Origin of the sequence: Sphingomonas xinjiangensis (genome assembly GCF_014199255.1) — a bacterium.
In the GTDB taxonomy this organism is placed as follows: domain Bacteria; phylum Pseudomonadota; class Alphaproteobacteria; order Sphingomonadales; family Sphingomonadaceae; genus Sphingomonas; species Sphingomonas xinjiangensis.
In genome coordinates this window covers 16,179-42,470 of record NZ_JACIJF010000007.1, presented here as the reverse complement: position 1 = coordinate 42,470, position 26,292 = coordinate 16,179, and the positions used below count along the sequence as shown (strand labels likewise).

Annotated in this window: 22 protein-coding genes and 1 tRNA gene; 8 read left to right on the top strand and 15 right to left on the bottom strand. The window is 65.5% G+C overall.

Features of this window, described 5'->3' with window-relative positions; all coding sequences use genetic code 11:
* Positions 1–33: 33 nt before the first annotated feature.
* Entirely contained in the window at positions 34–1,536 is a 1,503-nt protein-coding gene (locus FHT02_RS12500; protein ID WP_184088056.1) for a tryptophan halogenase family protein, read from the top strand.
* A 25-nt stretch (positions 1,537–1,561) separates the two neighbouring features.
* Here FHT02_RS12500 and FHT02_RS12495 read toward each other — a convergent pair whose 3' ends face one another.
* A complete protein-coding gene (locus FHT02_RS12495; RefSeq protein ID WP_184088054.1) occupies positions 1,562–4,972 on the bottom strand; it encodes a glycosyl hydrolase 2 galactose-binding domain-containing protein in 3,411 nt (1,136 codons plus the stop codon).
* Between the two features lie 137 nt (positions 4,973–5,109).
* Positions 5,110–5,200: transfer RNA gene (locus FHT02_RS12490), tRNA-Ser, on the bottom strand.
* A gap of 77 nt (positions 5,201–5,277) precedes the next feature.
* On the opposite strand from FHT02_RS12490, the gene FHT02_RS12485 reads away from it, so the two are divergent.
* Positions 5,278–6,153 carry a peptidylprolyl isomerase gene (locus FHT02_RS12485; protein ID WP_184088052.1) on the top strand — a complete coding sequence of 292 codons (876 nt, stop codon included), beginning with the start codon at positions 5,278–5,280 and terminating at the stop codon, positions 6,151–6,153.
* 173 nt (positions 6,154–6,326) lie between these two features.
* Here the strand turns inward: FHT02_RS12485 and FHT02_RS12480 are convergent, their stop codons facing one another.
* The 4 genes from FHT02_RS12480 to FHT02_RS12465 are packed head-to-tail and all read right to left on the bottom strand — an operon-like array spanning position 6,327 to position 9,818.
* Positions 6,327–6,920, bottom strand: coding sequence for an ABC-type transport auxiliary lipoprotein family protein (locus FHT02_RS12480; protein ID WP_184088050.1), 594 nt, complete (start codon positions 6,918–6,920; stop codon positions 6,327–6,329).
* A gap of 8 nt (positions 6,921–6,928) precedes the next feature.
* The gene (locus FHT02_RS12475; RefSeq protein WP_184088048.1) at positions 6,929–7,897 is read right to left on the bottom strand and encodes an MlaD family protein; all 969 of its coding nucleotides are present in this window, start codon (positions 7,895–7,897) and stop codon (positions 6,929–6,931) included.
* Positions 7,897–8,712 (bottom strand): ABC transporter ATP-binding protein, encoded by an 816-nt coding sequence (locus FHT02_RS12470; protein WP_184088046.1) that lies wholly within the window; start codon positions 8,710–8,712, stop codon positions 7,897–7,899. Before FHT02_RS12470 ends, FHT02_RS12475 begins: the two co-directional genes overlap by 1 nt.
* The gene (locus tag FHT02_RS12465; RefSeq protein ID WP_184088272.1) at positions 8,712–9,818 is read right to left on the bottom strand and encodes an ABC transporter permease; all 1,107 of its coding nucleotides are present in this window, start codon (positions 9,816–9,818) and stop codon (positions 8,712–8,714) included. The genes FHT02_RS12470 and FHT02_RS12465 overlap by 1 nt, the downstream gene beginning before the upstream one ends.
* Positions 9,819–9,900: 82 nt before the next feature.
* On the opposite strand from FHT02_RS12465, the gene FHT02_RS12460 reads away from it, so the two are divergent.
* A complete protein-coding gene (locus FHT02_RS12460) occupies positions 9,901–10,572 on the top strand; it encodes an HAD family hydrolase (protein ID WP_184088044.1) in 672 nt (223 codons plus the stop codon).
* A gap of 52 nt (positions 10,573–10,624) precedes the next feature.
* On the top strand, positions 10,625–11,095 hold the full coding sequence (locus FHT02_RS12455) for a pyridoxamine 5'-phosphate oxidase family protein (protein WP_184088042.1): 471 nt from the start codon (positions 10,625–10,627) through the stop codon (positions 11,093–11,095).
* A gap of 74 nt (positions 11,096–11,169) precedes the next feature.
* On the opposite strand, the gene FHT02_RS12450 is transcribed toward FHT02_RS12455, so the two are convergent.
* The 3 genes from FHT02_RS12450 to FHT02_RS12440 all read right to left on the bottom strand — a co-directional run bounded on the left by FHT02_RS12450 (position 11,170) and on the right by FHT02_RS12440 (position 16,823).
* Positions 11,170–12,375 (bottom strand): DUF445 domain-containing protein, encoded by a 1,206-nt coding sequence (locus tag FHT02_RS12450; RefSeq protein WP_184088270.1) that lies wholly within the window; start codon positions 12,373–12,375, stop codon positions 11,170–11,172.
* An 88-nt stretch (positions 12,376–12,463) separates the two neighbouring features.
* Positions 12,464–15,607: an efflux RND transporter permease subunit gene (locus FHT02_RS12445; RefSeq protein ID WP_184088040.1), complete on the bottom strand. Its 3,144-nt coding sequence runs from the start codon at positions 15,605–15,607 to the stop codon at positions 12,464–12,466.
* Positions 15,608–15,620: 13 nt separating this feature from the next.
* Positions 15,621–16,823, bottom strand: a complete 1,203-nt coding sequence (locus FHT02_RS12440) for an efflux RND transporter periplasmic adaptor subunit (RefSeq protein WP_184088038.1) — start codon at positions 16,821–16,823, stop codon at positions 15,621–15,623.
* 303 nt (positions 16,824–17,126) lie between these two features.
* Between FHT02_RS12440 and FHT02_RS12435 the strand changes: the two genes are divergently transcribed.
* The gene (locus FHT02_RS12435) at positions 17,127–17,843 is read left to right on the top strand and encodes an SIMPL domain-containing protein (protein ID WP_184088036.1); all 717 of its coding nucleotides are present in this window, start codon (positions 17,127–17,129) and stop codon (positions 17,841–17,843) included.
* A gap of 115 nt (positions 17,844–17,958) precedes the next feature.
* On the opposite strand, the gene FHT02_RS12430 is transcribed toward FHT02_RS12435, so the two are convergent.
* The 3 genes from FHT02_RS12430 to FHT02_RS12420 form a co-directional block, all read right to left on the bottom strand.
* The gene (locus FHT02_RS12430; protein ID WP_184088034.1) at positions 17,959–18,210 is read right to left on the bottom strand and encodes a GlsB/YeaQ/YmgE family stress response membrane protein; all 252 of its coding nucleotides are present in this window, start codon (positions 18,208–18,210) and stop codon (positions 17,959–17,961) included.
* 200 nt (positions 18,211–18,410) lie between these two features.
* Positions 18,411–18,710, bottom strand: a complete 300-nt coding sequence (gene sciP / locus FHT02_RS12425) for a CtrA inhibitor SciP (protein ID WP_184088032.1) — start codon at positions 18,708–18,710, stop codon at positions 18,411–18,413.
* Positions 18,711–18,740: 30 nt separating this feature from the next.
* Positions 18,741–18,992, bottom strand: coding sequence for a hypothetical protein (locus FHT02_RS12420; RefSeq protein WP_184088303.1), 252 nt, complete (start codon positions 18,990–18,992; stop codon positions 18,741–18,743).
* A gap of 210 nt (positions 18,993–19,202) precedes the next feature.
* Between FHT02_RS12420 and mnmA the strand changes: the two genes are divergently transcribed.
* Positions 19,203–20,312, top strand: a complete 1,110-nt coding sequence (mnmA, locus tag FHT02_RS12415; RefSeq protein WP_184088030.1) for a tRNA 2-thiouridine(34) synthase MnmA — start codon at positions 19,203–19,205, stop codon at positions 20,310–20,312.
* Between the two features lie 28 nt (positions 20,313–20,340).
* Here mnmA and FHT02_RS12410 read toward each other — a convergent pair whose 3' ends face one another.
* From FHT02_RS12410 to pdxH, 3 genes are read right to left on the bottom strand one after another with little or no spacing between them, the layout of a single operon-like run.
* Positions 20,341–21,135: a PhzF family phenazine biosynthesis protein gene (locus FHT02_RS12410; RefSeq protein WP_184088028.1), complete on the bottom strand. Its 795-nt coding sequence runs from the start codon at positions 21,133–21,135 to the stop codon at positions 20,341–20,343.
* A complete protein-coding gene (locus FHT02_RS12405) occupies positions 21,135–22,055 on the bottom strand; it encodes a cation diffusion facilitator family transporter (RefSeq protein ID WP_425506439.1) in 921 nt (306 codons plus the stop codon). The genes FHT02_RS12410 and FHT02_RS12405 overlap by 1 nt, the downstream gene beginning before the upstream one ends.
* A gap of 44 nt (positions 22,056–22,099) precedes the next feature.
* Positions 22,100–22,675 carry a pyridoxamine 5'-phosphate oxidase gene (gene pdxH / locus FHT02_RS12400; protein WP_184088026.1) on the bottom strand — a complete coding sequence of 192 codons (576 nt, stop codon included), beginning with the start codon at positions 22,673–22,675 and terminating at the stop codon, positions 22,100–22,102.
* Between the two features lie 134 nt (positions 22,676–22,809).
* Between pdxH and ku the strand changes: the two genes are divergently transcribed.
* Together ku and ligD are read left to right on the top strand one after the other, a co-directional pair.
* Positions 22,810–23,739 carry a non-homologous end joining protein Ku gene (ku, locus tag FHT02_RS12395; protein ID WP_184088024.1) on the top strand — a complete coding sequence of 310 codons (930 nt, stop codon included), beginning with the start codon at positions 22,810–22,812 and terminating at the stop codon, positions 23,737–23,739.
* A gap of 5 nt (positions 23,740–23,744) precedes the next feature.
* Positions 23,745–26,279, top strand: coding sequence for a DNA ligase D (gene ligD / locus FHT02_RS12390; protein ID WP_184088022.1), 2,535 nt, complete (start codon positions 23,745–23,747; stop codon positions 26,277–26,279).
* The last annotated feature ends 13 nt before the right edge of the window (positions 26,280–26,292 follow it).

Below are 26,292 nucleotides of genomic sequence, written 5' to 3'. Positions count from 1 at the left end.
TTGGGCGGCTGATCCGATGCGTGGAGAAAAAGCATGGCGGAACCGATAGCCAGCATCGTGATCGTCGGCGGCGGCACCGCCGGCTGGATGGCCGCTGCCTATCTGTCCCGGCGGCTGGCTCACCTGAACATCGCCATCACGCTGGTGGAGAGTTCGGCGATCGGCACGGTGGGAGTGGGCGAGGCGACCGTGCCGGCGATCCGCGACTTCTTCGCCGCAGTGGGCCTGCGCGATGCCGATGTGCTGCGTGACACCGAAGGTACGGTCAAATACGGCATTCGCTTCGATGGCTGGAACACGCCGCAGGACAGTTTCTTCCATCCCTTTGGCCTGTATGGCGCGCCGGCGCGGGGAGTCGCCTTTCATCATTTCTGGCTAAAGCTTCGCCAAGCAGGCGACCCCACACCGCTGTCGGCCTATTGCCTCGCGACCCAACTCGCGCAGCACGGGCGATTCCTTCAACCCGCAGCACAGCCCGCGAACGATCTGGGCGTGTTCGACTTTGCCGTGCATTTCGACGCCTCGCGCTTCGCCGCACTGCTGCGCAGCCGCGCCACCGCCGCCGGAGTCACGCGCATTGATGCGCGCATCGACGAGGTCGAGTGCGATGGCGAGCGCGGTGGCGTAACCGGAATCACGCTCGAAGATGGTCGGCGGATCACGGGCGATTTGTGGATTGATTGTTCGGGGTTCGGCAGCCTGTTGCTGGGCAAGGCGTTGGCCGTCCCGTACGTTGACTGGCGCCGCTGGTTGCCGTGCGACCGCGCCATCGCGCTGCCATGCCGGGCGGCGAGCCCCGAGCCGGAGCCCTTCACTATCGCCAGCGCACGGCCAGCCGGATGGCAGTGGCGCATCCCGCTGCGCCACCGGATCGGCAACGGCCATGTCTATTGTTCGGACTTCATCAGCGACGACGCGGCGGAGGCGATGCTGCTGGACAGCGTGGAAGGGGAGCCGCTTGCCGCCCCTATCCGGCTGCGCTTCACCACCGGCCATCGCGCGCGCTTCTGGCACCGCAACGTCGTGGGGCTGGGGCTGGCGTCGGGATTTCTCGAGCCCTTGGAGTCGACCAGCATCACGCTGATCCAGTCGGGGCTCGAACGGCTGGTCCGTTTCTTCCCCGACACGAACTTCGACCCACGGCTCGCCGATATCTATAACCGCCAATCGGTTCTGGAGTTCGAACGGATTCGCGACTTTCTGCTGCTTCACTATTGGGCGAATGGCCGCGCCGGTGAGCCTTTCTGGGACCATATGCGGTCGGTCGAGTTGCCCGAGGGACTCCAGGTGAAGCTCGATACCTGGCGCGCCGGGGGCGAGTTCGTCCGCAACGAATGGGACACCTTCCAGGACCCGAGTTGGCTCAGCATGTACGCCGGGTTCCGGGATCTGCCCGCGCGCTATTCGCCGCTTGCCGACCAGTTCAGCACCGCTGATCTGTCGGAGACGCTGGCTCGCATGCGCGCGGCGATCGGGACGACGGTGGCGCAGGCTGAGCCGCATGAGGCCTATCTCGAGCGGGTCGCCGGCGACTGACCGGCAACCCGCCCGGGGTGCGGCGCTAGCGCGCCACCGCTACCGGCACCTCGGGCACGTTCCACCCGCGCAGCGTCAGCGACGGCGCCGCCGTCACGCTTACGGGATAGCGAATCTCGATCTGCTTGCGCTCGCCAGGCAGCAGCGCGACATAATTGTCGCTGTAAAAAGCGGGCAGGATACGCTTGCCCTGTCCGTCCACCAGCGTCAGCTTGGCATTGAGCGCCGGCACGGCGCTGGTGTTGGCAAGCGTCACCGCGATCACGCGATCTTCGCCGGCGACCAGGGGCGCCGCTGCGCTCGCGTCCAGCCGCACCGGCGCCAGATCGCTGAGCGCGCGATAAGCGGCGGTGTCGCGCCCGCGCCAATAGAAGTTCTCCGACACCAGCTGGCCTTGCGCGTCGTGCAGCTGCAGGCTGACGAGCACCATGGGGTGCTGCACGAAAATCGTGTCCAGCGGGATTGCCGACAGCGGCGTCGCGCGATTGGCCTCCGCGTCCACCTGGTCGCTGCGGGTGAAAAGCTCGCGGTTGTCGAGCCCCACCACCCGCGTGCGCGCGGTCAGCCCGCGCGCCGCGCTCTGCGTGGTGTTGAGCGCCACCAGTTCGTTGCCTGGCAGGTTCAGCTGTACGTGCAGCGGCTCGGCTGCCTTCTTGGCGCCGTAATAAGCCGCGTGCGTGTCATAGTCCCAGCTATAGATCTGCCACGCGTTGGAGGGCCAGGCCGGGTGCGTCATCCACAGCAGCCGGCCCGAATTCTTGGTCCACAAATGGCCCAGGAACCCCTCGTACATCGCCTTGTGGGTTTCGAGGTTCATCAGCTGCGCCTTGCGTTCGAAATCGGCAAAGCTGGTCGCGCCGCCGAACATCGTGTTCAGCGTCTGCATGAACGTCTTGGTGTCGCCATTCCCGGCAAAGTGCCAGTCGTGATAGGCCAGCGTGTCGCTGAGCGGCCACAGATCCTTCTCCGGCACCGATGCGCGCACGGATTCCAGCGTCGACAGCGACGGCGTGCCCGTTTCCACTGAGAACCCCGTCGCCAGATCGGTGAAATAGCCCGCCGGCGGACGGTAATTATAGGGGCCCGACCCTTGCAGGTTCACCACGTTGGAGCTGCCGGTGAACCAGCGCGTGCCGTCATGCTCGGCGACCACATCGTCCAGTCCTTCGTTGAGCGCCGGATAGGGTACGCCTTCGTTTCGGCCGAACCACAGGATGATCGACGGGTGGTTGCGGTAACGCTTCACCGTGTCGACGGCATTGGTGAGGAACAGCTGCGGGTCCTGCGGCTCCACTTGGAAGTTCTGCGTCGATTGCCAGAAATCGTTGAGCACCATCATGCCGTTCTCGTCGGCAAGCTCGAAGAACTCGTCTTCGTTGTTGTTGCCCATCCAGTTGCGGATGACGTTCATGTGCGCCTCTTTTTGGAGGCGGAAATAGGGTGCAAGCCGCGCGCGGCTGACCTGCTTCATCGCGTCGTCCATGCCCCAATTGCCGCCTCGCGCCGCGATCGGCACACCGTTCACGCGGATCGTCAGATGCGGCTCAGGCATCCGCTGCGGCACCGGCGTCACGGCAGGCGAGCGCTCGCCTGCCGGAGTCAGCGATTCCGCCCAGCCGTTCGGGCTCTGCTTGATGCCTTCATGCGTGACGTCGATCAGCTTGGTGCCGGCCAGCTTGCCATCGGTGGTCTGCACATTGACGCGGCGAAGCGCCCCGGCGCTGTCGAACAGCGACAGGTCGTAGCTGACCTCCCGGATGCCGAAGCGCTGCGTCTTGGCGTCGGACAGTTGTCCGCCCGCCAATGCCTCCAGCGACAATTGGTACAGCGCCGCCTCGCCATAGCCATTGGGCCACCATAGCCGCGGATTGCGCACGCGCAGCGCCGGGAACTCGGCGGGCGTGAAGGCGACGGCGGTGTCCCCCGGTTGCACGGTGACGCGCTTCTCCACCCGCACGTCGCCAAACGCGGCGCGCACCGTCACGTCCCGCGCAGCCGAACCCGAGTTCCGCACCGGCACCGTCACATATACGTCTGCGCTGTCGTTGCGCGGCAGCGGCAGGTCGGTGATTACCTGGGGGTCGAGGATGCGGACATCACCATGCGCCAGCAGCTCTACGGGACGCCAAAGTCCGGTATTGCGGTCACGGATGCCGGGGATCCAATCCCAGCCCTCCGTCGCGACGAAGGTCGGTCCATCAATGGCGAGCTGCCCGCCATTCTCCCCTACGCCGCCGGCGATCGACTGCTCGTGCGGGATGCCGGGGTGGGGCGGGGGCGACACATGCACCGCCAGCATGTTCTCGCCGGCCACGGGCACGAAATCGAACTGCCCGCGGATGAACGCGCCCTTGGTGGTGCCCAGCCGCTCGCCGTTCGCCCAGATCTCCGAGGCATAGTTGATGCCCCCGAACATCAGCGTCAGCTTCTTGCCGGCCGTTTCGGCGGGCACAGTGAAGCTGGTGCGATACCAATAATCCTGCCGCGCCAGCCGTTCCGGAATCGCGAGGTTGTTCAGCCCGTAATAGGGATGGGGATAGACGCCGCGGTCGACCAAGGTGGTCAGCACGGTGCCCGGCACCGTCGCCTCGCGCCAGGTGCCGCTCGCTCGCCCCGGGCGGGACAGCGCTGCGCCGTCCTCTTTCACCTCCGGTGCGGCGGCGAGTTGCCACCCGTTGATCGTCCAGCGCCCGTCCGCGCGCCGATCGAGTGTGGGCGCGTTCTCCACCGGCTTTGCGACCGCCGCCGTGCTCGTCTCGCCCCGGGCCTGGGGAAGCGTCCACGGGTCCTGCTGGCGCCACAATCCGGTGTTCGCCTGCTTCTGCCACTCCCAGCCGACGCCGACCCGCCAGATCTGCACCAGGTCGAAGTCCGGACGCTTGCGAACCGCCGCCGCGATCGCCTCGGGTGGCAGCGCGGCGGGCGTGAAGGTCGCGTGCACCAACGTCCCGCCGAAATGCCCGTCGGCACCAACCGGGGCGATTGCCAGCCGCGGTGCCACTGCCGACGACCGGGCGGAGACCGCGCCCGCACGCCTGCCGTTGACGTAGAGCGTCAGGGTTTGCCCGTCCGACACCGCCGCGACATGCGTCCATTCGCCTGCGCGCGGCGCGGCAGTGGCGGAAACGCTGCGCCCGCCGTCCACCGCCACCAGCCGTCCGCCACGCAGTTCGATGCCGCGCACCGGTCCGCCGCTGCCACCCAGCGCAAGCAACGCCGCGTTCTGGCGCGCGTCCTCGGGCCGGACCCAGCCCGACAACGACCATGCCGCACCTTGCGCCAGCGCGGCGTCGGCACCCGCCACGTCGCGCTCGATCCCGATCCCGCCCTTCAGGAACGCGGCGTTATACGGGCCGGCATTGTCCGGAACCTGGGCCAGGCTCGGCCCCGCAGCACCGGCAAGCAGCAACCCGGCGGCAAAGGATAGCGCACGCATTCAGTCTCTCCCTGTCGGCGCGGCGTCTGATGCTCCGCTGTCCCGACGATCAATGGCGTTGCGCCGAATGCATACAGAAAACGCCGCCGGACGATAGTGCCACGGCGCGTGCGGCCACGAAGGTGCGAGGATGCAAGTGGCGGAGCGGGAGGGATTCGAACCCTCGATACGGTTTTGCCGTATACTCACTTTCCAGGCGAGCGCCTTCGACCACTCGGCCACCGCTCCGCATGCTCTGGAACGCGCGGCCCTAGCCCGTGCGGGCGGGCTAGGCAAGCCGGCTTCGCCATGTCAGTCTCGCGCCCATGCTGAAACCCAGTCTCGCGCTCGCCGCGTTCGCCCTCGCGTCGCCGCTCTCGGCCCAGACCGCCGCACCTGCGCCCGGCGCGGCGGACGCAGCCGACGCCGATTGGCGCGCGATCCCCGATGACGAGATCCTGGTCATCACGCTTCAGGGCGGGCACCAGACCTTCCTCCGTCTCGCCCCCCGCTACGCCCCCGCGCACGTTGCCAACATCCGCAAGCTCGCCCAGGCGCATTGGTGGGACGGCACCAGCGTGTACCGCGTCCAGGACAATTACGTCACGCAATGGGGCGACGCGACCGAGAGCAAGCCGCTCCCGCCAACCGTTATCGCCAATCCGCCCGCCGAATATGACTGGTCCCGCTTCGACGGCGTCACCACGCTGGCCAAGCCCGACAGCTATGCCCAGCGCACCGGTCACAGCGCCGATGGCTGGCCGCTTGCCACCGATGGCAAGGCGGCCTGGCTCACCCATTGCTATGGCATGGTCGGCGTTGCCCGCGATCTCGCGCCCAGCACTGGCAGCGGCGCTGAACTCTACACCGTGATCGGCCACGCCCCGCGCCATCTCGACCGCAACATCGCGGTGGTGGGCCGGGTGATCGAGGGAATGCAATGGCTCTCCAGCCTGCCGCGCGGCACCGGCGCGCTCGGCGTCTATGAGAATGCCGCCGAACGTACGGCGATCCTGTCGGTTCGCCTGGCCACCCAGCTGCCCGAGGACGAGCGCCCGCGCTTCCAATACCGCGCGACCGATAATCCGCGCTTCGCCGCCTGGATTCGCAGCCGCGAGAACCGCGAGCCGCCCTTCTTCACCGTGCCGATGGGCGGCGCCGACATCTGCAACGCCCAGGCCTCCATCCGCCGCGCACAGTGACGGCGTTGACACACGGGTCCTTGAAGCCGGGGTAGGTGCTCCCCGGCAAAAGCGGGGCCCCCGTTAGAGATGCTGGCGAGTTGTAGCCTGCCGGTCGAAGGGCAGGGCAACTGGACCCCAGCCTCCGCCCGGGACGTCATCCTACTGCACTGGATTCGCGCCGCGTCAGGCGCTCAGCGCCCAACCCACTCCGCGACTTGGGTGGCCACCTGGTTCGCGGCCTGGTTCAGTGCAACACCCACGGCCGCCGACTCCACCACCGCCACCGGCGCCCGCGCTTCGAAGCGCCGCTTCTCGATCACCGTTTCGGGCCCGCGGGTCAGCGCCGCGTCATAGGTCACCACCGCTTCGCCCGTATCGGCGTTGATCCCGAACGCGCGCAGCTCGCCCTGAAGATAGGCGCCGGGATCGAGCTGCGACTGGCGCGTGCTCAGCACCAGCCGGCCGGTCTGCGCTGAAATCGTGTCGCCCAGCAGCCGCGCGAACAGCTGCGATGGGCGCTCCACCCACTGTGCATCCTTGACGTACGCGATTGCCGTCCCGCCGGTATGCACCGGTATGCGCGACGCGGCGAGTTCCTGCGGCACCGACGGGACCGACACGGTGATCGTCGCGGCGATATTGGAACGCTGCGATTCCCCCACCGGCAGCTGCACCGCCGGGTTCAGCGTCAGCAGCGATTCCGGCGTCTTGGCCCCGAAAGAGACGCAGCCGGCCAGCGGCAGGGTCAGCAAGGGAAGGGCGAGGATCAGGGCGCGCGTCTTCATGGGAGTCCTCACTTCTTCTTGGGCTCGTAATCGGGCAGCTTGGGCGATCCGATCAGGCTCGATGCACCGCCCTGGTCCAGCTTCTCGGCAACCGAGGCGAGCGAGGTCGACATGACCCGCAGATCCTGGATCAACTGACCTATCTCGGGGATGGTCTTCTTGGAAAACGCCTGCAGCCCCGGCCGGGCGTCGCCGATCGTGGAGTCCAGCGTCTCGACGCTGCGCCCGGCGGCCTGGATCGTTTTGTTCAGGTTGGCGATGGTCGGCTTCACGTCTTCGGCAAGCACGCCGTTGGTGGTTGCCGCTAATTCGCCGATCTGTTGCGACGCGATGCCCGCCTTTTGGATGGCGATGCGCGTTTCGGCCAGCGTCGCGGCGATTTCGGGTCCGCGGTCGGCCAGCGCGCGGGTGAGCCGGTTGGTGTTGGCCAGGATGCCGGCGATCGAATTCTGGTTGCGGTCACCAAGCAGCTCGGACAGCCGCTCGGTCAGCGTTGAAATGCGCTCGAGCAGCCGTGGCGCGGAGTTCAGCAGCGCGCCCAGCCCGCCCTGCTTGGTCGGGATGATCGGCACGCCCAGTGGACACGCCGCCTTGGGGTTCTGCTCGGGGCAGCGGATCGGCGACGCGCCCTTGGTCGCCCCGTCCAGCTGCACCGTGCTCGGGCCGGTGAAGCTGCCCTGGATCGACGCGGTGGTCCCTTCCAGGATCGGCACTTCGGGCTTCACGCTGACGCGCACCCGCACCAGGCTCGGGTCGGGCGCCCAGAAGGATATTTCCTTCACCTGGCCCGATGGCACGCCCGAAAAGTTGACCGCGGAACCCGCGCTCAGCCCGTCGACCGCCTGCTTGAAGAAGATGTCATATTGCCGCTCGTCGCCGCCGCTCAGCCGCGCCAGCCAGACGATGAACAAGGCCAGCATCGCCAACAGGATCAGCACGACGCTGCCGACCAGCACATGGTTCGAACGCGTTTCCATCAGAGCCTCTTGTCCTCGGGCGCCGGCTTGTTCCCGGCACTGGCGACCGCGGCGCGACCGCGCGGACCGTTGAAATATTCCTGGATCCACGGATGATCCAGCGCGAGCAGTTCGTCGATCGTGCCAACCGCGATCACTCTCTTGTCGGCCAGCACCGCCACGCGGTCGCAGATCGCATAGAGCGAATCCAGATCATGGGTGATCAGGAACACGGTCAGCCCCAATGTCTTCTGAAGCGACAAGGTCAGCTCGTCGAACGCCGCCGCGCCGATCGGGTCGAGCCCTGCAGTCGGCTCGTCGAGGAACAGCAATTCGGGATCGAGCGCCAGCGCGCGGGCAAGCCCGGCACGCTTCTTCATGCCGCCCGACAGTTCGGACGGGTATTTGGGCGCGGCATTGGCCGGCAATCCGGTCATCACCACCTTGTACGCGGCGATCTCCTGCAACAGCGCGGCGTCCAGCCCGGGATAGAACTCCTTGATCGGCAGCTGGACATTCTCGGACACGGTCAGCGTCGAGAACAACGCGCCACCCTGGAACAGCACGCCCCAGCGCTTGCGGATATTGATCGAATCGGTTTCCTCGCGGCCGATCGTGTTCTCGCCGAACACCTCGATCGTACCTTCCATCGGGGTCTGCAGCCCGACGACCGAGCGCATCAGCACCGACTTGCCGGTACCCGATCCACCGACAACGCCCAGGATCTCGCCGCGGCGCACGTCCAGGTCCAGTCCGTCATGGACGATCTGTTCGCCGAAACCGTTTCTCAGGCCCCGCACGCGGATGATCGTGTCTTCCTGTTCGCGGCGCGCCATCAGATCCAGCCGATCTCACTGAAGAATACCGCGAAGAACGCGTCGACCACGATCACCAGGAAGATCGCCTGCACCACCGCGGTGGTGGTGCGGCTGCCGACCTGCTCGGCGTCGCCCTCCACCTGCATGCCCTGGAAACAGCCCGAAACCGCAATGATCAGCCCGAACACCGGCGCCTTGACCAGCCCGACCCACAAATCGGTCAGCGGCACCACTTCGCGGATACGCTCGATAAAGGTGACGAACGGAATGCCCAATGTCGCCCAGGATAGCAGCGCGCCGCCGATGATCGCCACGACCGAGGCATAGAAGCCGAGCAGCGGCATCATCAGCACCACCGCCAGCGTCCGCGGCACCACCAGCGCCTCCATCGGCGACACGCCGATCGTGCGCATCGCGTCGATCTCTTCGGTCAGCTTCATCGTGCCCAGCTGGGCCGCGAACGCCGATCCCGAACGTCCCGCGACCATGATCGCGGTCATCAGCACACCCAGCTCGCGCAAGGTGATGCGCCCGACCAGGTTGATCGTATAAACCTCGGCACCGAACTGGCGCAGCTGCACCGCGCCTTGTTGGGCGATGACGATGCCGATCAGGAAGCTCATCAGCCCGATGATGCCCAGCGCGGAGACGCCGACCACCTCGAAGCGCTGGATCGTCGCGTTGAAGCGGAAGCGCTTGGGATGGGTGAACACGTTCCAGAATGCAATCAGCGTCGCGCCCAGGAAACCGAGCAGGCCGAGCATCGTCCCAGCCGACTTGGTCACTGCTTCGCCGATCTCGCCGACAACGCGGATCAGCGGACTGGCGGGCCGCGGTGGAAGCTCGACGGGTTGCTCCGCGGCGGCGACCTGCTCCAGCAGATGCTGCTCATCGGGCTCCAGCCCCCGCACTTCGCTCTGGTGATCGCGGGCGAAACGGTGGATCAGCCAGGCGCCGACCGTGTCGAGCCGCTCGACCCCGCTCAGGTCCAGCATCGCCACCGGTCCTTCGATGGCGTTCAGCCGGTCGGGCAGGTCGCGCAGGCACGCGAGCGAAAGATTGCCGGTGAAGCGGAGCGTGCCGCCACCGTCCTCGATTCGTTCAAAATCGGCGCTACCCCTCATCATCTGCACCTTTCGGCGATTTGTTCTCGCACGGCAAGCGGAAGCGCTGGCATGGGGAAGGGGCCTGCGCCTAGATGCGGCAATGCAGCACCTTGCGATCTATGACATGGACAAGACCATCACCGCCGCGCCCACCTGGACGCGGTTCCTGGTGAAGGCCGCGCGCCGGCACGCGCCCTGGCGGCTCGGCCTTCTGCCCGTGGTCGGATTGGCCGGGGGCGCCTATCTGCTGAAGCGGCTCGATCGCGCGGCACTGAAGCAAGTGTCTCACCGGCTGCTGCTCGGTCACAGCCTGGGCGCTGCCGACCTGGAGCGGGTTGCCGACGGCTTTGCCGCGCACGAGGCCGAGCATGGCGTGCTGCACGGCGCGCGGGCGCGCATCGCGGAGGATCGTGCGGCGGGGTACCGGCTGGTGATGGCGACGGCATCGCACGGCTTTTATGCCGCTGGCATTGCGCGCCGCCTCGGCTTTGACGACGTGATCGCCACCCAGGCGCAGCGCAATGCCAGCGGCCATATTCTCTCCCTGCTTGAAGGGGAGAACTGTTACGGGCCCGTAAAGCTCCGCATGGTTGAAGATTGGCTGGCGGGGCAGGGGATCGACCGTGACGGCTGTCATGTCCGCGCCTATTCCGACCATGTCTCCGACGCGCCCCTGCTCGCCTGGGCCGACGAACCCTTCGCAGTGAACGCGCATGCGCCGCTCCGGACGCTGGCGGCGGCCAAGGGATGGCCGCTGCTCGACTGGCGCTAGAACCAAGCGGCGCGGCGGTGCGTTCTCCTCCACACCCTTGAAGGAGTTGCGCATGCCCAAGACCCTTGGCGAACTGGCCGGCATCATGAAGGATATCGACTTCGCGATGCTCTCCACTCACTCGGACGGCGGCACCATCGCCGGACGCCCGATGAGCAATAATCGCGACGTCGATTATGACGGCGACAGCTGGTATTTCGCCTGCGAGGATACCCGAGTGGTGCGCGAATTGCGCGCCGATCCCAAGGTCGGGCTTGGCTTCCACGGCAAAAGCGGGATGCTCGGCATGAAGCCGGTCTTCATCCATATCGAAGGCGACGTGCACATCATCCAGGACAAGGCGCGGTTCGAGGAACACTGGACCTCGGACCTGGATCGCTGGTTCAAGGACGGCATCGACACGCCGGGGCTGGTGCTCATCAACGTCCGCGGCACGCGCCTGCATTATTGGGACGGAGAGGAGCAGGGCGAACTGGTCCTGACCGGCGCCACCCCGGATACGGTCGCCACCGCGACAAGCTGAATGATTGCAAAGAGATAGGGGTAAGGGGCGGCGGCGTCGCCCCTTGTTTTCCGCGTCGACAAGATAGTGGCCGCCTAGATCAGCACGTCCAGGGCATGGATGCCGACTCCCACCAACCCGCCAACCACCGTGCCGTTGATCCGGATGTACTGAAGGTCGCGTCCCACCACATTCTCCAGCCGCCCGGTAACCGTCTGTGCGTCCCATCCGCGAATGGTGTCCGACACCAGCCGTACGATCCCATCGCCATAGTCCGAAGCCGCCCCCACCGCGGCTCTTCGCGCAAACCGGTTGATCGTGCCGGCCAGCCGCGCATCGTGCTGCAACGTCTCGCCCAATTGCCGCATCGCCCCGGCGAATTCGCCCTTCAGCATCGCATCGGGATTGCGCGCGATCCGCAGCATCGCTGCTCGCCCGGATTCCCAAATGCCCAGCCACCAGTCTGCAAGTGCCGGATTGTCGAGCAACTCGTTCTTGAATGCCTCCACTCGGGCCCGCTTGTCCGCATCATTCTGCAGGGCATAAGCGAACTGCGCCAGCCCTTCCTCGGCCTTGGTCCGCAACGGGTGATCGGGCTCCTCTGCCATGGCCGCGATCAGCTTGCTCAACCCATCGATGATCTTGTTGGCCAGCGTCTCGTCCAGCCCGGTCCAGCGCATCACCGCGCCCGAGCGCTCGTGTACCATCGCTCGGATCAGGTGCTCATTGGCTTCCAGCACCTTGGCTGCCCAACGGATTGCCCCATCGAGCAGCGGACGGTGGCGGTCCCCTGCCATCGCCGCTTCCAGCGCGCGGCCGAGCAGCGGCGCGATCTCCAGCGCGCGCAGCCGGTTAGCAAGCGCCTGTTTGGCCATGCCGCCCAGCCGCTCCTGATCCAGCGACTCCAGCATGTCCGCCGCCAATCGCCCGATCCCTGCACGCAGCCGCCCGCGGCCTTCGCCTGGGTTCGCCAGCCACCGCCCGGCGGCGGCCGCTAGGTCCAGCCGCTGCATCCGCCGTGCCACGACCTTGGGGATCAGGAAATTGTCGCGCAGGAACACGCCCATCGTGTCAGCGATGCGATCCTTGTTGCGCGGGATGATCGCGGTGTGCGGGATGGGGAGGTGGAGCGGGTGGCGGAACAGCGCCGTCACCGCGAACCAATCGGCTAGCCCGCCCACCATCGCCGCCTCGGCAAAGGCGCGGACGAAACCGATCGCCGGATGCACCTCCTCATATTGCCGGCTGGCCAGGAACACGCCGGCCATCAGCACCAGCAGCCCGGTGGCGAGCATCCGCATCCGCCGCAGCGCGGGCGGCACGGCATCAACGGAAAGGGGAGCGGATGATGGTCTCACCCGCTCCCCAATACGCGAACTGCCGGCAAGTTCATTCCGCAGGTTGCGGCGCGTCCCCCGGCTTGTGGTCGATCAAGCCGCCATGGGTGCCGATCAGCTTGCCGTCGTCGCCGGGGCGGTAGGTCAGCAGCCGCTTGCCCAACCGTGGTCCCAGCCACTGCTCCAGGCCCACCGCTAGGCTGAAGATGCCCGGCACGATCACCAGCGTCAGGATGGTTGACACGATCAGCCCGCCGATCACGACGATGCCCATCGGCGCGCGCCAGCTGCTATCGCCGTCAAGTGACAAGGCGGTGGGCACCATGCCCGCGACCATCGCCACAGTCGTCATAACGATTGGCTGGGCGCGCTTGTGACCAGCGTCCAGGATCGCGTCGAACTTGCGCACGCCCTTCTCCATCTCTTCCAGGGCGAAATCGATGAGCAGGATCGAGTTTTTGGCGACGATGCCGAACAGCATCAGGATGCCGATGAACACCGGCAGCGACAGCGGGTTGCCCGTCATCATCAGCGCGATCAGCCCGCCCAGCGGCGCCAGCAGCAGCGATCCCATGTTCACCAGCGGTGACATGAAGCGGCGATACAGCAGCACCAGCACCGCAAAGACCAGGAAGATGCCCGAGGCGAGCGCGACGAAGAAATTGTTGAGCATCTCCGCCTGCCATTTGGCCTGGCCCACCGTCATCTGCCCGACGCCGACCGGCAGGTTCTTCATGGTCGGCAGTTGGTTGATCTTCTGCATCACTTCGTTGTTGACGTACGGCTTGCCCGTTTCCGGGTTCATCGCCAGGTCAGCGCCAACCACCAGCCGGCGTTGCAGGTTCAGCCGCTCGACCTTGGTCGGCCCCGCGCCAAAGCTGATATCTGCAACCACCGACAGTGGCACCGAACCGCCGGTCTGGGTCTGCACCGGCATGTTCTGGATCGTCGACAGCCGGGCTCGAGCATCCTGGTTGAGGGCGACACGGATTGGGATCTGCCGATCGGACAGGGAGAACTTTGCGCTGTTCTGGTCGATGTCGCCCAGAGTCGCGATACGTATCGCGCTCGACAGCGCCGCCGTCGTCACGCCCAGGTTGGCCGCCAGGTCGAGGCGCGGCTTGATCACGATTTCCGGGCGCTGAAGGTCGCCGGCGACGCGCGGCGCCACCACTTCCTTCATGCCGCCCATTTCCTTGACCAGCTTGTTGGCGGTCTCGTTGAGCAGCGCGGGATCCTCGCCGCCCAGCGTCACGGTCAAGTCACGGCCCGACGATCCCCAGCCAAACTGCGAGCGGAAGTTCACCCGCGCGTCGGGAATGGCGACTAGCTTGGGCGCCAGCCGCTTCTCGAACGCGGTGGAGGTCTCTGTGCGGTCTTCCTTAAGGTTCGCGGTCACCCGGCCATTGCCCACAAAGCTGCGGGCATAGACACTGGTGACGCCAGGCTCGGCCTTGAGCAGGTCGGCGACCTGAGTCACCACCCGGTGCGTGTCGGCCAGCGGCGTGCCCGGCACCATCTCGATAGTCGCCGTCACGCTTTCCTGGTCCTGCGCGGGCTGGAACGTCATGGGCAGCATCGCAAAGCAGGCGATGGTCGCGCCGAATGCCACGATGAATGCCACCACCACTGACCAGCGGTGCAGCAACGTCCAGCGCAGCAGCTTGATGTACCCGTTCATCAGCATGCCTTCGCCGTGGGTCGCCTCTCCATGAGCCTTGAGGAAATACGCCGCGATCATCGGCGTCAGTAATCGCGCCACCGCCAAACTCATCAGCACCGAGGCGACGACCGTCAGCCCGAAGTTCTTGAAGAACTGACCCGAAATGCCCGGCATCAGCCCGACCGGCAGGAACACCGCGACGATGGACATCGTGGTGGCCAGCACGGCGACGCCGATCTCGTCCGCCGCGTCTATCGAGGCCTGGTAGGCCGATTTGCCCATGCGCATGTGGCGCACGATGTTCTCGATCTCCACGATGGCGTCGTCGACCAGCACGCCCGCCACCAGGCTTAATGCCAGCAGCGTCATCTGGTTCAGCGTGAAGCCGAGCATGTCCATGAACCAGAAGCTGGGGATCGCCGATAGCGGGATGGCGAGCGCCGAGATCAGCGTCGCGCGCCAGTCGCGCAGGAACAGGAATACGACGATGACCGCCAGCACCGCGCCTTCCACCATTGCCATCATGGCAGTGTGGAACTGCTCCTCGGCATATTTTGAATTGTTGTTGAGCAGCTCGAACTTCACCTTCGGATTGCGCTTCTGCAGCTCCTCCAGCTTCTTCTCAGCGGCGTGAAACACTTCGACGTCCGACGCACCCTTTGCGCGCTTGATGTCGAACGAGATCACCGGCTGACTGTTATACTCGGCGGCGCTGCGTTGCTCGGCATAGGCGTCCTTGACGGTCGCAATGTCAGCCAACCGCACGGTACGGCCGGCGCCCGTCGAAATTTGCGACTGGCTGAGCGCATAGGCGCTGGTCGCATTGCCGATCACGCGTACCGATTGCTCAAAGCCCGAAATCTCGGCACGGCCGCCGGCGGCGTTCATGTTCACTTGGCGCAGCTGCTGGTTGACCTGGCTGGCGGTCAGCCCGACGCCCTGCAGTTTGGCCGGGTCCAGAATCACGCGGATCTCGCGGTTAACGCCGCCATTGCGATCGACCGAGCTCAGCCCGGCGACCGACAGCAGCTCCTTTGCCACTTGATTGTCGATGTACCAGCTGAGCTCCTCCACCGTCATGTCGGTGGCGAGCGCGGTGAAGCTGGCGATGTCGTTGTCGCTGGCGGTGTCGACGCGGCCGACCTGGGGTTCCAGAATGCCGTCGGGCAAATCGCCCCGGATTTGCTGGATGGCTGAGCGCACATCCTCCACTGCCCGGTCGATAGGGGTGCCGATCGCCAGCTGGACGACGGTCTGGGTGCTGCCTTCCTGCACGGTGGAATTGATCTCGTCGATGCCCTGAAGGCTGCGGACCGCCGATTCCACTTTTTGCGTGATCTGGTTCTCCAGCTCGCTTGGCGCTGCGCCTGGCTGGCCGATCTGGATCCACACGATCGGAAAGTCGATGTCGGGGTCGTTGTTCACATCCATCCGCGCGAAGCTGACCAGCCCTGCGATGGTCAGGGCGATGAACAGCACAATGGGCGGCACCGGGTTGCGGATCGCCCAGGCCGAGATGTTCCGGAAGCTCATGGCAGCGTCGCCTTTAGTTCAGCTTCTGAAGGTTCGGGATCACCTTCTGGCCGGGGTTGAGGAAGGCGCCAGCGGTCAGCACCACGCGTTCATTGCCCGAAAGGCCGCCCGTAATCGCCACGCCCTGCTCGGTCACGTCGCCGGTGGTGACCGGAACCCGCACCGCCGCGTTGTCGGCGTTCAGCGTGTACACGTAATTGCCCTGATTGTCGCTCTGCACCGCCGACTGCGGCAGCACGACGGCAGTTACGCCACCGGCGATTATGCGCGCACTGGCGAAGCCGCCCGGACGCAGCGCCGGATCATATTTCAGTGCGATCCGCGCGATGCCTTGGCGCGTCTGCGGATCAATGACGGGCGACACCTGCCATACTTCCCCGGGGAAGGTCTTGGTGGTGCCGGTCGGCGTCACTTCGGCACGTACACCCGCGTGGAGCTTCTGGAGATCGGTCTCGGCGAGTTGCGTGCGCAGTTCCATCTGTCCGCCCATCGCCATGCGGAACAGGACGCCCGAGCCGGAGCTGACGATCTGGCCAGGCTCGACTTGGCGCGTCAGCACCAGCCCGGCGGCCGGCGCACGAATGTCGAGACGGCGGTTGCGCGCCTGGGTTTCAGAGAACTGTGCCTGCGACACGCGAAGCCGGGCCTGGGCCTGGTCGCGCGCGGCGGTCTTTCGGTCGATATCGGCCTTGGAAATAAAACCGTTGGCGACCAGCCGCTGGGCGCGGTCGAGTTCGGCCTGGGCAAGCCGAAGGTCCGCCTGCGCGACGCGTATCGATGCGGCCAGCGAGTCCGCGGTCTGGGTCTGCACCGACCGGTCAACGGTCGCCAGCACTTGGCCTGCGCCGACCCAGCTGCCCGGCTCCACCAGCACGCGCGTGACGATGCCGCCTTCGCCGGCGACGCCCACCGGCATTTCGCGGCGCGCGGCGAGGCTGCCGGTACCGGTCACCACCGTCTGCAGGGTGGTCTTGCCCGGCACAGCTACGGTCACGGTAGGGTTCTGCGATCCGCCCTTGGGCGCGGCGGCTGCCTGGGAGGCGTCCTTCTTCGCGGCGTCGCCGCCTCGAACCATGGCAAAGGCGGCAATCGCTCCGATCACCAGGATCGTGATGCCCAGGATCCAGATCCACCGTCGGCTGCGCCGCGGCGTCTCTTCGCCCGTATACTCCAGCTGATCCTGCTGCCGTCCGAACATCCTACCCTCATAGTTCATGTGCGCACCCACACGGCCACAGGCCGCCCCCGCTTATGCAGAACTGTATTATCTGAATAAGGCACCACCTACAAGTGCCGTTTGTCGCCCCGTGCATGGCTTGCCTCCAACGGTGGTTTTCCGCAAGTGCCCGCGTCGCTGTATGCAATAATGGAGTGACGGAGCGGCCGCAGACGCAAGTTGATGCTGCGCTCTACGCGTCGCTGGATTGGCAGGGCTTTACAAGCTGAAGCCGTTCATCCTCCATTCGGTTCGGCCCCGGCACGAACCATGCAACATCAAATTCTACAGGGAGATTGCCGCATGATTCGCCACTTACTGCTCGCAACCGCACTTGCCGGCGCGTCGGCGCTTCCAGCTGCCGCCCAGGAAATTCGTCCCGTCATCCTGCCCGATGGCACACTGCTCGACATCGCGGCGGAGGGCAGCGCGACGCGCGTGCCCGATCTGGCGGTAATCCAAGCCGGCGTGATCACCCAGGCCGCGACCGCCGCAGCGGCAATGCAGGCGAACGGCGCGCGCATGGCGAATGTGATCGCCGCGCTTCGTAGTTCGGGGATTGCGGAGCGCGACCTTCAGACCGCAGTCGTTTCGCTGAACCCGGTCTACCGCAATGAAGATAACCAGCCCCCGGTGATTACGGGCTATCAAGCATCCAACCAGCTCACCGTCCGCTTCCGCGACGTGGCGAAAAGCGGTACGATTCTCGACACGCTGGTGCTTCAGGGGGCTAACAATGTCTCTGGCCCTAACCTTACGGTGGAAAAGCCCGAGGCAGCGACGGATGAGGCGCGAACGGACGCCGTAAAGAAGGCGCGCGCGCGCGCGGAACTCTATGCCCGTGCCGCCGGGCTGCGGGTCGATCGAATTCTTTCCATCGCGGAGAGCGGTGCAGGCGTAGCGCCGGAAATCGTCGTCAGCGGTGTGCGCCGCATGACCTTTGCGCCCGCAGATACGCAGGTTCTGCCGGGCGAGCGGGAGATCACGGCCAACGTGTCGGTGCGCTTCCTGTTGAAATAGCCGGCGTCACCTGCCGCGTTGCTGTCGCTGGGCCGCGCTGCTGCCCAGCAAACGACTACGGGCACGAAAAAGGGGCCGCCCACCGGGACGGCCCCTTTTTCTTTGGTGTCCGTGCTTAGCGGACTGCGCCGCGACGCACCAGATTGACGATCGCCAGGAGGATGATCGCACCCACCAGCGAGGTCAGGAACGTCATCAGGGTGACGCCCTCGTTGATGCCGGAACCGAACAACAGGCTGGCAATGAACGCGCCAACGATGCCGACAACCACGTTCAGGAAAATGCCCTGCGACGCGTCGGTACGCATGACGATACTCGCGAGCCAACCGACAACACCGCCGATGACGAGCCAAACAATAAGACCCATGACTAGTCCCTCCTTTATGAGCCCGGCGGGCCGGGCAGACGTAAGGGAAAATTCGCGGATACTCATATTGGTTCCGTCACGATATTTCAGCGCACGCGCGGAACTTTCCGCTTGTCAACCTGTGACGCAAAGAAAAGCAGCCCGCCTCTGTGAGAGGCGAGCCGCTTGGGCCCACAAGGTAAGGGACGGCAGCGGCCGCTTCAGAACTTCTGTTGGCGGTCGTACAGCGAGCGGTAGTGCTGAATGCGCGTTACGCGAAGCCCGGGCATGCCCGAACGGTCGATTGCGCGTTGCCATCCGGCGAATTCCTCCACGGTCAGGCTATAGCGTTCGCAGACTTCGTCCACGCTCAGCAATCCGCCATTAACGGCCGCGACGACTTCGGCCTTGCGCCGCACGACCCAACGGGTCGTGGAGGGCGGGGGCAGCGTGTCGAGGGTCAGCGGCTCGCCGAGCGGCCCGATGACCTTTGCCGGACGGATCTTCTGGTTCTCAATCATTTCTGTGCCTCTTCGGGGCTTCTGCCCCAGCTACGCAACTCGCGATGCCTTGCTATCCGCCGGTGCTTGAACATCGGCTAAAACGCCAAGGTTAACGCCGTCTTCATTCTTGCTTTCGGCCCTTAGCGCCCACGCCGCTGCACGGTGAAAGCACCCATGGCGGGGGGCGAGCAGCGTCACGGCCGCCGCTGCCATGCCGATCCGCGCCTGCACCCGTGCCGTGGGGCTTGCCGCCTGCCGCGCCGCCATGCCCACCAGCAGCACCGCCAACTGGGTCGGCATGGCTGTGACCGCCACGTCTCGATCCATTCTGGCAAAGCTTAGGTCCAAGGGGATGGGTTTCCGGTGCGACGTCGTTGGGCAGTCGGCTTTAGCGCCAGGGCATGAAAGTGCCGTAAAGATGATGCACACCGTCGCTTAACCTGAGTTTCGAATTGGTGGAGGACGGCTGCGGCTGGATCATTCCGGCACAAAAGCTTATGGAAGCCGGCAATGACCCCCGCCGATTTCCAGCTTTCGCAGCCGCTTAAGGCGCGGCGCATCGTGGTCGCCATGTCTGGCGGCGTCGATTCCTCGGTTGTTGCCGGGCTCGCCGCGGCGAGCGGTGCGGAGACCATCGGTGTCACCCTTCAGCTATATGATCATGGCGAGGCGGTGGGCCGCGTCGGCTCGTGCTGCGCCGGCCGCGACATCCGCGACGCGCGCGCGGTGTGCGATAAGCTGGGCATCGCGCATTATGTCTTCGACCACGCGTCGAGCTTCCGCGAGACGGTGATCGACGATTTCGCCGACGAATATCTCGCCGGGCGCACCCCGATCCCTTGCGTAAAGTGCAACATGGGGCCCAAATTCACGGACCTGTTCGCGCTCGCTCGCGATCTGGGTGCCGATTGCCTGGCCACTGGCCATTATGTCCGCCGGGTCGAAGGCGCATATGGCCCCGAGCTGCACCGCGCGATCGATCCGGCGCGGGACCAGAGCTATTTCCTTTTCGCCACCACGGCCGCACAGCTCGATTTCCTGCGCTTCCCCTTGGGTGGCATGCCCAAGGCGCAGGTGCGCGAACTCGCCGCCGAGCTCGGCCTGGGCGTCGCCGCGAAGCCCGACAGCCAAGATATCTGCTTCGTTCCCGACCGGGACTATGCCAGCTTGGTCAAGAAGCTGCGCCCTGAGGTGGAAACCAGCGGCGATATCGTAGATGAGGCGGGCCGAGTGCTCGGCCAGCACAAGGGGCTGATCCACTTCACCGTCGGCCAACGCCGCGGCCTGGAGATAGGCGGCGCCGCCGAGCCTTACTACGTCCTCCGCTTAGACTCGGCGTCGCGCCAGGTGATCGTGGGCCCCAAGCGCGCGCTTGCCGTGCGCACCGCGCGCATCGACAACATCAACTGGCTCGCGGGAGACTATCACGGCGAAATGACCGTCAAAGTCCGCAGCCTCGCCAAGCCCGTGCCCGCGCGCCTTGAGCATGACCGCGTGACCTTCGAACTCCCCGAATATGGCGTCGCCCCTGGGCAGGCTGCGGTGCTCTACGCCGGCGATCGCGTGCTCGGCGGTGGCTGGATCCAGCAAACCGAGCGCGCGGAACTGGCGCTGGCCTGAATGCATCCGCCTTCGGCGGAGGATGTATTCACAAGAACAACCGGCCTTCGATCACCGTCACGCACGTCCCGCCCAGCACCACGCGCTCGTCCTCGATACGGCACTCGACACGGCCGCCGCGCGCGCTTGCCTGGAACGCCGAGAACCGTTCCCGCCCTAGCCGCTTCGCCCAATACGGCGCGAGCACCGCATGCGCTGATCCGGTGACCGGATCCTCGTCCAGCCCCACCGCCGGCGCGAACACGCGGCTGACGACGTCCACTCCGCCATCACCGGGCGCAGTGACGATGTTGAGCGTGTCTCCCAGCGCCGCCAGTGCGGCGAAATCGGGCGCCAGCCCGCGCACGATGGTGGCGTTTTCCACCACGGTTAGGTCATATCCGCGCGGGTGGCGCAACGTCTCGCCCTCCACGCCCAGCGCTGCGAGCAGCCCAGGCATCTCGGCAGGGGCGGGTGGATAGGCTGGCAGCGCCATGGAATAGCCCTCGCCATCGCGCGCGACTTCCAGCATCCCTGACTGGCGGGTCCGAAACGTTACCCGCTCACGCGCGCCGTCGGCCGACAGCAGGTAGTGGCCGCTCGCCAGTGTCGCATGCCCGCATAGTTTCACTTCCACCGCCGGCGTGAACCAGCGCAGCTCGAAATCGGTTTGCCCGCTGGAGTCTGGCACGAAGAAGGCGGTCTCCGACAGGTTGTTCTCTGCCGCTATGGCCTGGAGCACGGCATCGTCCAGCCACGTGTCGAGCGGCACCACCGCTGCGGGATTGCCGGCGAAAGGCCGGTCGGCAAATGCATCGATCTGGGCAAAGGGCAGGGTAGGCATCAGCGCTTCCGGAACCAGTGGGGAGTGACGTCCTGTTCGACCAGCGGGTTGTCGGTATCGACATGGCCTTCGGGATCAAGATGGATCAGCACTTCGGTGCGCGGGAAGGCGGCGTGTAACGCATCCTCCACCTCCTCGACAACGTCGTGCGCCTCGGCGACGCTCATGTCGCGCGCCACCACCATGTGGAACTGCGCAAAGGCGTGATCGCCCGATCGCCGGGTGCGGAAGTCGTGGATGCCCCGCACATCTGGATTGCCGATTGCCACTTCGATGAAACGCGACCGCTCCGCTTCGGGCCATTCCTTGTCCATCAATTGGTCGATCGCCTCGGCCGAAGCCTTGAATGCGCCCCAGCCGAGCCAAAGCGCGATGACAATGCCGAACACTGCGTCCGCCCCGGCAAGCGCCAGATAGCGCTCCAGCACCAGCGCCAGGATGACCGACAGGTTAAGCAGGATATCACCCTGATAATGGAGGCTGTCCGCCTGGATCGCCACCGATCCGGTCTCAGCGATGATGCGCTTCTGGTACGATACCAAAATCAGCGTCGCGACGATCGCCACCACCGACACCGCAATACCTAGCCCCGGATCGGACACCGGCGTGTCGCGCTCCAGCGACTGCACTGCGCGCCAGGCGATCGCCAGGGCAGAGGCAGTTATCAACGCCACCTGGAACAGCGCGGCCAACGCCTCGGCCTTGCCATGGCCAAAGCGGTGGTCATGGTCCGCCGGCGTCGCCGCCAACCGCACGCCATATAGCGTCACCAGCGACGCCAGCACGTCCAGGCTCGAGTCCGCCAGACTGCCCAGCAGCGCGACCGAACTCGTTTGCCACGCGGCAATGGCTTTCATGATCAGCAACAGGATGGCGGTGGTTGCGCTTGCGATCGCGGCGCGCGCGGTCGTCTCGCTCAGCAGGCTCCGCTTGCGGGTGGGCGCGTTGATCTGGACGGGCGCGTTCACGGGAATAGCAGCCCTTCGCGCCACCCTGCGTTGCTGCGCACGAACAGCCGCCGCTCATGCAGACGGTGCGCGCGGTCCTGCCACAGTTCGATCTGCTCCGGGTTCACACGCCAACCGCCCCAATGCGGGGGACGTGGCACGTCGGCGCCGTCGAACCGCGCCTGCGTCTCGGCAAAGCGCGCTTCGAATCTCTCGCGTGCATCCAGCGGCCGGGACTGGTCCGAAGCCCAGGCGCCTAGCTGAGAGTCGCGGCCGCGGCTGGCGAAATAGGCGTCCGACTCGGCGTCGCTGACCTGCGACACGGGCCCCTCGATGCGCACCTGCCGCCGCAGCGACTTCCAGTGGAAAAGCAGCGCCGCACGCGGGCTGGCGGCAAGGTCCGCGGCCTTGCGGCTCTCGCCGTTGGTGTAGAATACGAAGCCGTCCGGGCCATGGCCCTTTAGCAGCACCATCCGCACGGAAGGCTGCCCACGCCCGTCCACCGTCGCCAATGCCATAGCGTTCGGGTCATTGGGTTCGCTCGCCTGCGCCTCGGCAAACCAGGCGTCGAACAGGCTGATGGGGTCGGTCATGGCACGCCCATACACAATCCTCTTTGGAACGGGGAGGGGCGTCGTCAATCCTCCTCCGTCAGGGCGAGGATCAGCAGTGGGAACGACTCCCTTCCTCGCGCTTTGAATCGGCCTCGCAACGATGGAGAGCGATCATGGCCGCGCGCGCCTATTGGCAAGGACAGATACGGCTGGCGCTGGTCTCGATCCCGGTCGAAATCTATTCCGCCACCAAATCCGGCGCGCAGATCAGCTTCCACCAGATCCACGAACCCAGCGGCAAGCGCATCAAATATGAAAAGGTCGCGCCCGGCATCGGCGCAGTCGACGTCGATGAGATCGTCAAGGGCTTCGAGGTCGAGAAGGGCGAATATGTCCTGCTCGAACAGGAAGAGATCGACGCAGTGAAACTCGAGTCCAAGAAGACCCTGGAACTCACGCAGTTCGTCGACGCCGACGAAATCGATGTGCTCTATTACGAAAAGCCCTATTTCGTCGTGCCCGCCGACGACCTCGCCGAAGAAGCCTTCATCGTCCTTCGCGAAGCACTACGCCGCAGCCGCAAGGTCGGGCTCGGCCAGCTTGCCATGCGCGGCCGCGAATATGTGGTCAGCCTGAAGCCGTGCGGGCGTGGGTTGGTGCTCGAAACCCTGCGCTACGCTGATGAGGTCAACAAGGCGCAGGGCTATTTTCGCGACATCCCCGATGCCGAACCCGACCCGGAGCTACTCGATCTCGCAACCACGCTCATCGACAAGAAGGCGTCGAAGTTCGATCCGCAGGAGTTCCACGATCGCTATGTCGACGCCCTCAAGGACCTGATCGAGCGAAAGAAAAAAGCCAAGGGCAAGAAGATCCTTGAGGATGAGAGCGACGCTGCGCCAAGCCGCGGCTCCAACGTGGTCGACCTGATGGCCGCGCTCAAGAAGTCGCTCGAGAAGCCCGGCGCCGCCAAGGACCCGGACGTCAAGAAGACCCCGGCCAAGAAGAGCACGCCCAAAGCTGCCAATGACAAGCCCGCTGCACCACGTGCCGGCAGCCGCAGCAGCGCGGCCAAAAAAGCGCCGGCCCGCAAGCGCGCGTAACTTGGATGGCCAAGCTCGACCCCCTCGCCAAATACAACGCCAAGCGCGACTTCGCGAAGACCGCCGAACCCGCTGGCACGGTCGCACCCACCGGTGGCAACCGCTTCATCGTCCAGAAGCACGACGCTACGCGCCTGCATTGGGACTTCCGCCTCGAAGTCGACGGCGTCCTGAAAAGCTGGGCCGTCACTCGCGGCCCTAGCCTCGATCCCAATGAAAAGCGCCTGGCCGTCCGTACCGAGGATCATCCGCTGTCCTATGCCGATTTCGAGGGCACGATCCCCAAGGGCGAATATGGTGGCGGCACGGTCATGCTATGGGACGATGGCTTCTGGGAGCCGATCGAGGGCAAGTCGGCTAAAGACCTGGAACAGGGCCACCTGCATTTCCGCCTCGATGGAGAGCGGATGAAGGGCGAATGGCTCCTCATCCGCCTCAAGCCTCGCGCGAAGGAAAAGAACGAAAACTGGCTGCTCCGCAAAATAAACGATGGCTTCGCCGGGGCCACCGACCTCCTTGTTGAAACCGGTCTGACCAGCGTCCACACCGGCCGCACCATGCAGGAAATCGCCGAGGCGAAGAAAGTCCTCAAAAAGAACCTCCCTCAGAGGGGGAGGGCACGCGCCGGCGCCGCGGGTGGTGGAGGGGTAATCGCCCCAAGCGAATCACCTATGGCGGATTTCCATCCACGGTCCTCCGGACGGTCTCCCACCCCCTCCGGGGGAGGTTCTAAGAAGGCGAAAGCCCCCCCCTTTAGCGCTCCTCAACTCGCCACCCTGGTCGACACCGTTCCCACCGGCACCGCTTGGCTCCACGAGGTGAAATATGACGGCTACCGCGCCCTGGTGGCCACCGGCACCAACGCTGTTAAAATTTACACCCGCTCCGGGCTAGATTGGACCGAGAAGTTCCCCGGCATTGCCGAAGCCGCCGCCACGCTCCCACCTGGCACGCTGCTCGATGGTGAGATTGTCGCATTCAAGAACGGCAAGCCTGACTTTTCGACGCTTCAGGAAGCGATCTCCGCCGGGGGCCACGACCTGACACTGTTCGCCTTCGATTTGCTCGCCGGGGGCGGCGACGTCACCGCGCTTCCGCAACTCGCACGCAAGGAGCGGCTGCGGGCCGTCGTCGAGGGGGCAGATCCACGCATCCAATTCTCCGAGCACATCATCGGCAACGGCGAGAAGCTCTTCAAGACGATGTGCGACCAAGGATATGAGGGCATCGTTTCCAAGCGTGCCGACGCGCCTTATCGCGGCACCCGCACCAAGTCCTGGCTCAAGGTGAAGTGCATCCAGCGCCAGGAATTCGTGATCATCGGCTGGACGCCCTCGACCGCCAAAGGCCGCGGCTTCCGTTCGCTGCTGCTCGGCCTCAATGGGACCGACGGCCTGCGGTACGCCGGCAAGGTCGGCACGGGCTTCAGCACGCAAACGCTTCACGACTTGCGCGAGCGCTTCGACCGGATCAAGGCGGACGAGCCAGCAACCGCCGTTCCCAAGGCCGAAGCACGCGGCGCGCATTGGCTCAAGCCGCAGCTTGTCGCCGAAGTCGCCTTTACCGAGTTCACCGCCGAAAATGTTGTGCGCCACGGCAGCTTCCTTGGCCTGCGCGAAGACAAACAGGCCAAGGACGTGGTGCCGGAAACGCCCACGGCGCTGCCAGCCGCGCCCGAAACGCACATCAAGATCAGCAGCCGCGAACGCGTGATCTACCCCGAGTCCGGCCTCACCAAGGGCGAGCTCGCGGACTACTACCAGGCCATAGCCCCCGCTGCGCTGCGCTGGCTCGGCAACCGCCCGATCAGCCTCGTCCGCTGTCCCCAGGGCCGGGCGAAACATTGCTTCTTCCAGAAGCATGACGCCGGCAGCTTTGGCGACGACGTCCACCATGTCCAAGTTCGTGAAAAGGACGGCAGCACGCAGCCCTATCTCTATGTCGACGACGTCGACGGTATGATGGCTTGCGTGCAGATGGGCACGATCGAGTTCCACGGCTGGGGGGCGCCGGTAGCCGACATCGAGCGGCCTGATCGCCTCGTGTTCGATCTTGATCCCGACGAGGGGCTCGACTTCACGCAGGTCAAGAAGGCTGCTGAGGAACTGAAGGGCCACCTTGCCGATATCGGCCTCACCAGCTGGCCGCTGCTCTCCGGCGGCAAGGGTGTTCACGTCGTCGTCCCGCTGGTGCCTCAGGCCGATTGGCCCGCAGTCCGCTCCTTTGCCGAACGCTTCGCCCGAGCGCTCGCCCAGGCCGAGCCCGACCGGTACACCGCCAACCTCAAGAAAGTCACCCGCAAGGGTAAAATCTTCATCGACTATCTGCGCAACCAGCGTGGCGCGACTGCAGTGCTCCCTTATGTCGCCCGGGCGCGGGAAGATGCGCCGGTCGCCGCTCCGGTAACCTGGAGCGAGTTGCGCGATTTGGAGAGTGCGAAGCGCTACACCATTCGGGACGCCGCTGAACTGCTCGACCGTGCCGCCTCACGCGCGCTCACCGGCTGGGGCGAGGCCGACCAGTCTCTACCCGATCTGTAGTCGACGTTCCAAA